Below are 10,663 nucleotides of genomic sequence, written 5' to 3' on the forward strand. Positions count from 1 at the left end.
TGGCAAGTAAACTAGACTCTGTTTAGATAATTAATTGGGCTGAGAACCGTACTCATAATGAACGTTACACTAAGAGCTGCAAAGCACACCGATCTAGAGCAACTTAATGAGTTGATGTTTGATCTTCACCATCACCATCATATTGCTTGTCCTGAGCACTTTAAGACGGCTGAAGAGATCGAGCAGGAGAAGAGTATTGTAAGATACTTGGATGACCCTGAATGCTTGGTGTATGTAGCATTAAAAGGTGAGCTGATTGTGGGCTTCATTTCAGGGCATTTCTGCGAGCTGATCTCTACTGTGAGTAAGCCGGTTCAGATGGGGGGTGTCGATGAGCTTTTTGTTTTACCGGAATACCGAAAAGCGGATGTTGCACTGGCGTTGTTTAAGCGTATCGAATCCACTTTCGAAGACTATGGTGTAACGCAAGTGTTCGTCGAGGTTTGGGACTTTAACTCTCCTGCCAAGGACTTCTATCAAAAAATGGGGTTCACACCTCACATTCAATGGATGAGAAAGGCTTTGCACAAAACATAGACAGCGATTCTTTGCGTGTTTCATTACAATAGTTCAACTGCGATAGCAGTCTCCATTTCTTCTATTATTTGTAGGTAAATTCGTTGGCTATTCGATATCTATTGATTTTTATTATTTCTCTGTTGAGTACTACTCCCGCTTTGGCAAACAACACCTTGCCTGATCATATTGCGGGCGCCTTGTGTGTAGTACGTGCTGACAATCAAATTGTGTTAGTTGATGAGCTGATCACGGGGCAATTGTCTCTCCCAGGAGGCACCGTAGTCGCCGGTGAATCACCTGCTATCGCAGCGCAGCGCGAAACCTGGGAAGAAGCGGGGCTATCCGTAACGGTTGGTGATGTACTTGGTTACACTGACAGCGCTGTTATTTATGATTGTATCTCAGATTCTGAGGTGATCAGTTATCAAGCTCGAAACGAAATAGGTGGCTTTGAGCTACCTATTTGGTTTGCTCCGCATTATGGCGTCGAAGTGAGCAGGGCGATGTTGCTTCCTCCTACTGCGCTACCAGCAAATCAATACCGCTACCCAGAACAGTGGTCTGAGATTAATGAGCTGTTTCTTTCGGCGACAAACCAACCTGTGACTTACGTAACGGAGCTGGTGGGTGCAGCGCCAAAAGTTCATCAAGTTGAACTAGGTTGGATTGTTTCGCTGCAAAACATGTTCGATAACCTACCTAGTATCTTTTCTAATACGGTTCTATTGACCGATCTACTCGCAAAACCGTGGGCTTTCATTGTGATTTTGCCATTAATCGCTTGGCATTTTGGTCGCAACTTTGCGTTGAAGTTCGGTTTCACCTTGATATCAGTGACACTGCTGACTTTGATAGCGCACCAAGGGTTTGGTTTCCCACGTCCACACGCTTATCTCCCAACATTGAAATTAGTGATGAGCAGTGGTTATAGTTTTCCAAGTTTGTTGGCAGCGCTTTGGGTGAGTTTAACTTTGTTGGTGCTGTGGAAACTAAAACGTCTTTTTGAGCAGAAGTCGATACTGATTGTACTTGCCGGGCTACTTTGGATTATGCTGTTTAAAGCTTATACGGGCAGTGCATTTTTCAGTGATGTGTTGATGGGCGGTTTGTTAGGCGCCTTAACGACTTGGCATATAGTGAGACTTGATAGTAAACCCGATGTTGATATTAGTGTGCTACTGAGCTCCAAAGGCGTCTGGTGGGGCTTATGCCTACTATCAATCGTACTTACAGTTATTTGGCCATTGCCAACGTTCTCATTCTGGGTCGCTATTTTAATGACCATTGCTTGCCTGGTGACGCTAACGGACTCTAAACCTTTAATCGGTCAATTCTCGTTTAAGGTTGTACTAGGCGTGATGGCGATGTTGCTTGCGGGAAATCTATTGATTAGCTGGGCTGGGAGCTTTGTTTCATTTAGTGGCATCGCTTCATTTATTGTTGAGACATTACGATTCCCAATTTTGATTTTGTTTGGTGTTGTGGCATTTCGTTTGCCTTGGTCAAGAAAATAGTCGAACGATACTTGTTAACTACAAAAAGGCTGTGCAATGCACAGCCTTTTTAATGTCTACGATACCAGTCGAATGATTACGAGTTAAAGATAAACTTTTCAATCGCAACGGCTACGCCATGATTGTCGTTGCTTGCTGTGATGTGATCTGCCAGTTTCTTGGTTTCTTCCATCGCGTTGTCCATTGCAATGCCCAGACCCGCGTATTCCAGCATATGGTGATCGTTTTCAGCGTCGCCCATACAGATCACTTCTTCGGCTGTAATGCCTAAGTGTTTGGCAATGGCTTCAATACCAACACCTTTGTTCGAGTTCGGATTTAGGAACTCTAAGAAAAAAGGTGCGCTCTGAACAATAGTAAACTGATTCTTAAGCTGTTGTGGCAATTTACTGATGATGTCTGTCAGTTTCGTTGGCTCAGCAACAATCATGGTTTTAATGATTTCGTGGTCGTCTTCCAACTGAGAAAAATCGAATTCGGTAATATCTAAGCCGTTAATGCGCGCCTCAATGCCGGTGTATTCGTTGTTCTCTGGTGTAATTAAACCATGAACTTTGCTGAACGCATGGACATAGCCACCAAGCTGTTCGGCAAGTGCAGCGATTTCTTTTGCTGCTTTACCATTACTGATCTCGCTATGAATGATCTCTTTTGTTGATACATTCTGAACCATAGAGCCATTGTAGAAGAGTACAAAGTCATCCTCGCCGTTAATTGAAAGCTCATCGAGTTTGCTTTGCATGCCTTCTAAAGGGCGGCCAGAAGCCAGAACGACTTTCACACCCGCAGCGCGAGCTTTAGCAATTGCATCTTTGTTCTCTTGAGAAATCACTTTGTCACTGTTGAGAAGTGTACCGTCCATATCAAGAGCAATCAGTTTGTACATGTTGTTCCTTACTAAAAATTAAAAGCTAACGAAATCTAATGGGCGAAAGGATAAGGGAACTTGAAACTTCAGGCTAGGGCTTTGATCAACTGATTTATCAGTACTCATTTGTTTGACCAAGAGGGGTAAGTGCTTTAAGGTCTGCGGTTGATTAATTTCATCAAATGATTGAGCTGAGGGAAAGTTGTACAAGATTAACGAAATGTTTGAAACCATCCAGGGTGAGGGCGTGTTTACCGGCGTTCCTGCTGTTTTTGTTCGTCTGCAAATTTGCCCTGTAGGCTGTTCTTGGTGTGATACCAAACAGACATGGGAAGCTTTGCCACAAGACGAGACTAGCCTTGGTGATATCATGGTTAAGACAGAGGATTCACCGACTTGGTCTTCTATTGATGCTCAAGGAATCGTCAATGAATATATCAAGCAAGGTTACACGGCTAAACACATTGTGATTACAGGTGGTGAGCCATGTATTTATGATCTTGTCCCTCTTACTGAAGCATTTGAGAAACACGGCTGTCGCTGCCAAATTGAGACTAGCGGTACATCCGAAGTCAAAGCGACACCTGACACCTGGGTTACGGTGTCACCTAAAGTGGCAATGAAAGCGAAGCTGGAAATCTTAGACAGCGCTCTACAGCGTGCTAACGAGATTAAGCACCCAGTAGGAACAAGTAAGGACATCGAGCAACTTGATGGTTTACTGGAACGAGCAGAAGTATCTGACGATACTGTGATTGCTCTACAACCAATTAGCCAAAAAGATCGTGCGACGAAGCTTTGTATTGATACCTGCATTGAGCGCAATTGGCGCTTATCAATTCAAACTCATAAGTACTTGAGCATCGCATAGTTTGTGACTTTGTAGAGTGCTTACCCGTTGTAGAAAGCTCGTCAATTTTAGGTAGGAATGGAAATGAAAAAAGCAGTTGTAGTATTTAGTGGTGGTCAAGACTCAACCACGTGTCTAGTTCAAGCATTAAAAGAGTATGATGAAGTTCATGCGATTACGTTTGACTATGGTCAGCGTCATAAACTCGAGATTGAAGTCGCTGAATCACTAGCTAAAGAGTTAGGCGTGAAAGCGCACAAAGTGATGGATGTGACTCTATTAAATGAGCTAGCTATCAGCTCTTTAACTCGTGACGATATTCCTGTTTCTCATGAACTGCAAGAGAACGGTTTGCCAAACTCGTTTGTCCCAGGTCGTAACATTCTGTTCTTAACGCTTGCTGGTATCTACGCATATCAAATTGGCGCTGAAACGGTGATTACCGGTGTGTGTGAAACAGACTTCTCTGGCTACCCTGATTGTCGTAATGACTTTGTAAAAGCGATGAACTCTGCGTTAGTACAAGGTATGGATAAGCAGCTGGACATCAAAACGCCACTAATGTGGCTAAACAAGGCTGAAACTTGGGCCTTAGCCGATCAATACTCAGCACTTGAGCTAGTGCGCAATAAAACTCTGACTTGTTACAACGGCATCATCGGTGATGGTTGTGGCGATTGTCCAGCGTGTGAATTACGTAAAGTCGGCCTCAATGATTACCTCGGTGACCGCGAAAGCATCATGGCTGAGTTGGTTCGAAAACAGGCTGAGAATAAATAACTTCTGGTAAATCAATAGGCTCGTTATAGGCATCGATGATGCAGTTTCGGCCGTTGCTCTTTGCTTGATACAACGCTTGATCAAGAACTGAATACAAGTCATCAAAGTCACTTAATGCGTTTGAGGTTGCTAAGTAAGCAAAACTCGCGGTTACATTAAGTGGCTTTTTACTTTCTGATAAGAAGACCGTGCTTGATATGGCGTAGTGCAACTCTTCAACACGCTCTCGTACTTCAGCAGGTTTTGTGTCGGTCAGCATGATCACAAACTCCTCACCACCTAAACGACCAAACAATTCACCATTCATTAAGTGTTTTCTTATTTGCTGGCTAACATGAACGAGTGCTCTGTCGCCAGTAGGGTGACCATGTTGGTCATTTATCTTTTTAAACTTATCTAGGTCAAGCAAAACAAGAACGTGTTGCTTGTCCTTGCCTTGACAGCGTTTTACTCGCTTAATTCTTCGTATTATTTCGGTGCGACCGTACGCCTTTGTCATTACGTCAATGGCTGCTTTTGCACGAACGGTTCTGTTTACCAATACTGTAAAGCTCGCTGCACATAACAATAGGATCACGGTGATGTTGTACATCCACCTTTGATGTTCCATCTTTTCAATTTGAATGCGGTCGAGTTTCGTCTGATGTGCCAGAAAGGAGTTTTCCAACTCTTGTTCATATTTAGCGTGAGTTAGGTCTAGTGCTTCAAAGGCTAACCGGTTATCAATATCTCGTGCTTCCATCTGTATGGACGAGTAACGTTGGTAAAAGTAAAACGCTTGCTGGTAATCGCCCAGTGATTGATGAATATCAGAAAGCTGAAGAAGGGATTCTGCGATGTACTTATGCCTTGTAACTTGTTCGGCTAGCGCTAGAGCTTGTTGGGCATAATTGAGTGCTTCTTTCATTAACTTCCGATCTTCGAACATATTGCTGATTGCTAAGTAAGCGTTGATTCGAATGACATTATTGTTGAGCTCGCTGGAAGCAGAAAGAGCGTCGACTAAATAGCTTCTTGCTAGATCATAGTCATTGGTTTGTGTGTACGCTTTACCCAAACCAAGATTGGTTAGAGCGATGCCGTAGTTATGATATGAGGTACTCAGTAGTACTTTAGCTTGCTTAAAATGGGTAATCGCTAAATCATTTTCCCCTTGATTCAGATATAGGTCAGCTAAGCTGTGGTGTACTTGAGCTTTCATTAAATCTGAAGCATCAGCTCTGAGTGCTAGCGCTTCTGTCAAGTACTGCGCCGATTTATCGTATTGCTTTAGTTCTTTGAGCAAATTACCTACATCATTGTAGATTCCAGAAATATCATGCCCTTGTGGAAATACGTTAATCAATGCTAGATAGGTGTTTAGCGCTGCTTGATAGTCACTACGGAAATGGTGATTGTTGGCGATGACTCGATAAGTCCCAAATTTTGGCAATACAGGGTCGGCGATGTTATGCAAATCGGATTGAAGAGCTGAGCAGTAATAGTTTGCTTGATGGTACTTCGCTTGCTCGTTCAGGGATCGGCATAGTTGGTATTTCAGTAGCGCTCTTCCGGTTAAATCGCTGCGCGATTGCATCTTCGCTAACAGGGTCAAAAAGCCTTGCTGTGCCTCTTCATATTGACCTTTGCCGTCTTTCATCAGCGCAGAAAGAAACGCATTTTCAATTGCCTGGTATTCGCTGTCATTGGAAGCTATGCCATAGAAGGGTTGATCGCGATGACTCATGTATTGATAGAGGAGAGATGATAGGTAAAGCTTATCACCGTAAACAGTCGAGCTCGTATAGCGTGTTTGCAGCATGTTTAACGCACGTTCAGGAGAGTGCTTCAAAGTCGATAGGTAAAGTGCATTCCAATCAGCGTTTGGAGTGTTTATGTCAGATGCGCTTGGCAAAGTGATAGGTGAGTCTAAAGAGAGACTTGGACTGACTGGTTGGCTGTGTGTAACAAAACTAACCCAAAAGATAAAGCTAAGAAAAAGAGAACGTGTCACAAGAAGCTATCAAGTAGATAAAGAACGATATTCTATGATTAGTTTGATCTTGCTTCAATTTTTGAGGGGTGTTTGTGGCAGGGATTGCGAACGGGATCTCTAATTTATTTAGTTTTATCAGAGAGATATCGGCCGTACAATTTGCACGGCCGATACTTGAAATTAGATGTATAATTTCGCTAGGTCAGAAGGCTCAAGCTCTTTGCCTTCTAGAGATTCGTTCCAGTTAACACCGACTAGTACGCCATCTTCAGCAAGAGTTAGTAGCCAATCTTCGACAAAGATGTCTAGTGGAATTTCTAGTACTTCAAAGTCAGCCCACTCTTCAACGTTGTGAGTTTGAGCATCTTCTTTTGAAGACCAGAAAGGCATCACTTCGCTGTTTTCGAATTCACTTGAGTCACATGCTAGCCAACCTTCTTCGTTGCGAAGGCCCCATACCAGTTTAGTTTCTTGTGTTTCAGAAACGAAAAGTTCTAGATTTGCTTGAGTATCAGCTGTTAGTTTGCTCATGGATTAATTCTCTATGTTGATAACGTGGCAAGATTAACATTATAGACGGCTTAGGTATATGCTATTTAAGGAATTATAACCATACTGAAACGTGAACTTAAGATAACGTTTCAGTATGGTTAAAGTAGGGAGGGTTACTTCTTAATCTTAGTGAAAATATGCCATTCTTCTTTGATATTGCCTTTAAACCCGGCAACGGAAGCAACGACTTTGCGGTGAAGGGCATGGTTGATTTCAGTGTCATTGCTACTGAACTCAGCATCACCATGACCAACGATATTGACTCTAGAAGGTTGGATACCGTTACTGATAAGTGCGCGTCTAACGTTGGCAGCACGTTCTTTTGACAGCATTAGGTTGTGCTCGGCATTGCCTACCTTACTGGCGTAACCTTGCAGTTCAATGGTCGTGCTTTCGTAACGTTTCAAAAAGGCAGCCATTTGGCGTATCTGATTGAGGAAAGCAGGGTTAATTTCTGTAGAGTTATTGGCGAAGAGTATATGGAGCTCTTTCTTCTCCGATGACTCGAAATATGAACCACAACCGTCGTTATCTATTTCTGCACCAATCTGCGTATCGGCACACAAATCACGCGCATTGATTACGCCGTCGTTGTCGTCATCTTGTAGATCGTAAATTTGAGTGACAGGCGGAAGCGCACGATACTCAAATTCATCTTCATTGTTGTCAGCTAAAGCATGGGTAGATACAACCATGAAGCAAAGCGATAAAACTGTGTTTGTTAGCTTCATTAATATTCCACCTTTTCATTCCATTCTTCAGGGATCTCAACTCGTAAGCCAGTAAGTAGATTACCAGTTGCGTTCATAACGCGATATTTTGCGTATTGCTCGTCATACTTGGCATCTAAATAGCCTTTACGAGCTTCAAACAATTCATTCTCTGTATTGAGCAAGTCGAGTAGGGTTCGTTTACCGATGCGGTATTGTTTCTCATATGAAATAACCGTATCTGATGCCGAGTCTACGTGGTCAGATAGGAATTCTTTTTGCTGGACCGTCAAATCTAGAGCACTCCAGGAAAGGCGTAAACTCTCTTCAACATTGCGGTACGTGCTCTCACGAAGATCCTTGGCTTTGTTCAGTTGGTACGCGGCACTTTCAGCGCGGTCTTGATCTGAACCACCATTATAAAGATTGTATCTTAAGCGAACCATCGCGGAGAATTCATCACTACTCCCTTCTGTACCTCCGGCATCATCACGCCAGGTTTGCGCTGCTTCAAAAGACACTGTTGGGTAGTTGGTGCTTTTCGACTGCTTATACTGAAACTTTGCTGAATCAACGTCGGCTTGAGCTATCTTGATCACAGGGTGTTGATTGAAGGCTTTTGCTAGGGCGCCATCAACAGTGTATGGAATAGCACCAGCATCGGCGCGAGGAAAGGTTAGACCTAGCGGAGATTGTCCGACAAGTCGCTTAAATTGAGTGTGAGTGTCAAACAAGTTATTTTGAGCTGCGAGTAAGTTACCATGTGCTTTAGCAATACGAGCTTCTACTTGAGACATATCTGCTGTCGAGCCAATTCCTGACTCCACGCGCTTACGAATATCACTGTATATCTCTTTGTGTGTCGCTAGGTTACTTTCAGAGAGAGAAAGAACTTCATAGGCCTTAACTGCATCAAGGTAGACTTTCGTTACTTCTAATGCGATGTCTTGCGCGTTAGACAGTAATTGATAGCGAACAGACTCAGCGTCTGCTGCAGTACGGTCGATATCATTTGATGTGTTTGAGCCATCCCATATCAATTGGGTTAACGTAATTGTCGCTTCTTTGCGAGTGAGGTCAGTTGTATCGGCGTTCGTGGCAAGGTCCGTGTGCTCATAACCAATACCTCCATCTAAATCGATACTTGGTCGGTAGGCTCCCCCTGATGCATCATTCAAGTAACGTTTACTAATATACTCGTTGTAAGCACTTTTGATTTCAGGGTTACTTTCTAAAGTAAATGCTACAGCCTGCTCTAAGGTTTGTGCGCCAGCCGGCAAACTCAGCGCTATCGCTAATCCTAATGTTGTTGCTTGAATGCAATTCAATTTCCATCTCCCCAAATGGACTGACACCGAAATATGAGCTTTACTTGGTAAAGACACAAAATTTAGGTGAACCGCCAAAAAAATAACGTTCGCTCTAGAAGCTGCCGTAAATGGTTGTAAATTTGTTAACCGATCATCGTGCGTTTTATTTTGATTTTGAGCACTGAAATCTTTTATTTGTATTCGAATTATCTTTCGCTGACACAATAACTTATATTGATGTTTTAGGCACCTGAATTGTTACTTGTTGTGAGCATTGTCATTACCTTGCATCTAAGGTTGTTAAATAATGGAATCATAACTATGAATGATGTGTTTTTAGATGTTATATTCTAACTAATATTATAAAAAGATGTCACTATTTTGACGTTGATGACAAAAGATGGGTTTTAGGGGTTAATATGGACATGACGACTTTGAATTTGGCTGGCGCACTAGCACTGGGCCAGCGCATTGTTATTTCAACAGATGGCACGATTAAAGTCCTAGAAGAAGGCGAGCCACTTCAGGCGGGAGATGTCATCTTAGAATCTCTTAATGAATCAAATAGCCCTGAAGTTTCCGCGAAGCGATTCTCACCAGAAGATGGTGAGATTGAACTCGACCAAGATATTGCTGATATATTCGCAGCCTTAGAAGAAGGTCAAGACCCTACAGAATTAGGCGAAGAGTTCGCAACCGCTGCTGGTCAAAATGGTTCTAGCTTAGGTACTAGTGGTACAATTGAGCGAGATGGCGAAGAAACGATCCCTGGTACTGATTTCGTCACTACAGGTTTCGAAGCGTTGGGTATGTCTCGTACACAAAGCTTGAGCCTGCTTGATGCTTATCGTTTTATCTCAGAATCTTCAACCCAATCAAATACAGCCCCTTTATTTGCAGATTCAAACAATGTAGCCATGGGTGACACGATATCTTTATCGACTGATGAAGATACCCCAGTCAGCGGTACATTGAGTGCTTTTGATGGCGATAATGACACTCTTTCTTTTGCTATTTCTAAACCGCCGGCAAACGGAACCGTCACTTTAAACAGTGATGGTAGTTGGACATACACCCCAAATAATGATTTCAATGGTGACGATAGTTTCTCGGTCGTTGTATCCGATGGCCAAGGTGGTACTGATACGATCACTGTGAATGTTGGCGTTAACCCTGTCAACGATACCCCACTCATTACAGATGCAAATGGCAACCCACTTGGCGACAATATAGCCGTAACTACTGATGAAGACACACCAGTCAACGGTAGCATTTCAGCATCTGACACTGATGGTGATTCATTAAACTTCTCTAAAGGCACTGAACCATCCAACGGCACCGTTGTTGTAGATGAAGACGGCAACTGGACCTACACGCCAAACGAAAATTACAACGGCAATGATAGCTTCACTGTTGTTGTTAGCGATGGAAATGGCGGAACAGACACTATTACTGTTGATGTTGGTGTGCTGCCTGTTGATGACGTGACCACAGTGAGCTTGTCAGCGGATGCGTCAGTCACCGAAGGCGAGAACATCACCTACACGGCGACACTGACGAATCCTGCGGATGGCGCGGTGACGGT

General features: G+C 43.2%; 10 protein-coding genes. 5 read left to right on the forward strand and 5 right to left on the reverse strand.

All coding sequences use genetic code 11. From position 1 onward, the window contains the following. Nucleotides 1-57: 57 nt before the first annotated feature. Together F0232_RS23925 and F0232_RS23930 are read left to right on the forward strand one after the other, a co-directional pair. Nucleotides 58-537 (forward strand): GNAT family N-acetyltransferase, encoded by a 480-nt coding sequence (locus F0232_RS23925; protein WP_105057198.1) that lies wholly within the window; start codon nt 58-60, stop codon nt 535-537. 83 nt (nt 538-620) lie between these two features. Further along, entirely contained in the window at nt 621-2,033 is a 1,413-nt protein-coding gene (locus tag F0232_RS23930; RefSeq protein WP_105057197.1) for a phosphatase PAP2 family protein, read from the forward strand. 76 nt (nt 2,034-2,109) lie between these two features. On the opposite strand, the gene F0232_RS23935 is transcribed toward F0232_RS23930, so the two are convergent. Next, entirely contained in the window at nt 2,110-2,919 is an 810-nt protein-coding gene (locus F0232_RS23935) for a Cof-type HAD-IIB family hydrolase (protein WP_105057196.1), read from the reverse strand. A gap of 184 nt (nt 2,920-3,103) precedes the next feature. On the opposite strand from F0232_RS23935, the gene queE reads away from it, so the two are divergent. Together queE and queC are read left to right on the forward strand one after the other, a co-directional pair. Further along, the gene (gene queE, locus F0232_RS23940; RefSeq protein WP_308507424.1) at nt 3,104-3,772 is read left to right on the forward strand and encodes a 7-carboxy-7-deazaguanine synthase QueE; all 669 of its coding nucleotides are present in this window, start codon (nt 3,104-3,106) and stop codon (nt 3,770-3,772) included. Nucleotides 3,773-3,835: 63 nt separating this feature from the next. After that, nucleotides 3,836-4,531, forward strand: coding sequence for a 7-cyano-7-deazaguanine synthase QueC (gene queC / locus F0232_RS23945; protein ID WP_061033467.1), 696 nt, complete (start codon nt 3,836-3,838; stop codon nt 4,529-4,531). Here the strand turns inward: queC and F0232_RS23950 are convergent. The 4 genes from F0232_RS23950 to F0232_RS23965 form a co-directional block, all read right to left on the reverse strand. After that, nucleotides 4,491-6,524 (reverse strand): diguanylate cyclase, encoded by a 2,034-nt coding sequence (locus tag F0232_RS23950; RefSeq protein WP_105057194.1) that lies wholly within the window; start codon nt 6,522-6,524, stop codon nt 4,491-4,493. The genes queC and F0232_RS23950 overlap by 41 nt on opposite strands. Before the next feature lie 162 nt (nt 6,525-6,686). Beyond that, a complete protein-coding gene (locus tag F0232_RS23955) occupies nt 6,687-7,037 on the reverse strand; it encodes a DUF2750 domain-containing protein (RefSeq protein ID WP_004738289.1) in 351 nt (116 codons plus the stop codon). 134 nt (nt 7,038-7,171) lie between these two features. Further along, nucleotides 7,172-7,789, reverse strand: a complete 618-nt coding sequence (locus tag F0232_RS23960) for an OmpA family protein (protein WP_008224671.1) — start codon at nt 7,787-7,789, stop codon at nt 7,172-7,174. Further along, nucleotides 7,789-9,054 carry a TolC family outer membrane protein gene (locus tag F0232_RS23965; protein ID WP_061033501.1) on the reverse strand — a complete coding sequence of 422 codons (1,266 nt, stop codon included), beginning with the start codon at nt 9,052-9,054 and terminating at the stop codon, nt 7,789-7,791. Before F0232_RS23965 ends, F0232_RS23960 begins: the two co-directional genes overlap by 1 nt. 443 nt (nt 9,055-9,497) lie before the next feature. Here F0232_RS23965 and F0232_RS23970 point away from each other — a divergent pair. After that, nucleotides 9,498-10,663: tandem-95 repeat protein (locus F0232_RS23970; protein WP_171751041.1), on the forward strand; the 1,166-nt coding region annotated here is incomplete at its 3' end.

It is taken from the genome of Vibrio sp. T3Y01, assembly GCF_013114525.1.
Lineage (GTDB): Bacteria > Pseudomonadota > Gammaproteobacteria > Enterobacterales > Vibrionaceae > Vibrio > Vibrio chagasii_B.

Excerpts from the sequence above, each read along its gene's own strand:
- F0232_RS23935 (WP_105057196.1), bottom strand. The coding sequence starts at position 2,919 with ATGTACAAACTGATTGCTCTTGATATGGACGGTACACTTCTCAACAGT.
- F0232_RS23955 (WP_004738289.1), bottom strand. The coding sequence starts at position 7,037 with ATGAGCAAACTAACAGCTGATACTCAAGCAAATCTAGAACTTTTCGTT.
- queC (WP_061033467.1), top strand. The coding sequence starts at position 3,836 with ATGAAAAAAGCAGTTGTAGTATTTAGTGGTGGTCAAGACTCAACCACG.
- F0232_RS23960 (WP_008224671.1), bottom strand. The coding sequence starts at position 7,789 with ATGAAGCTAACAAACACAGTTTTATCGCTTTGCTTCATGGTTGTATCT.
- F0232_RS23925 (WP_105057198.1), top strand. The coding sequence starts at position 58 with ATGAACGTTACACTAAGAGCTGCAAAGCACACCGATCTAGAGCAACTT.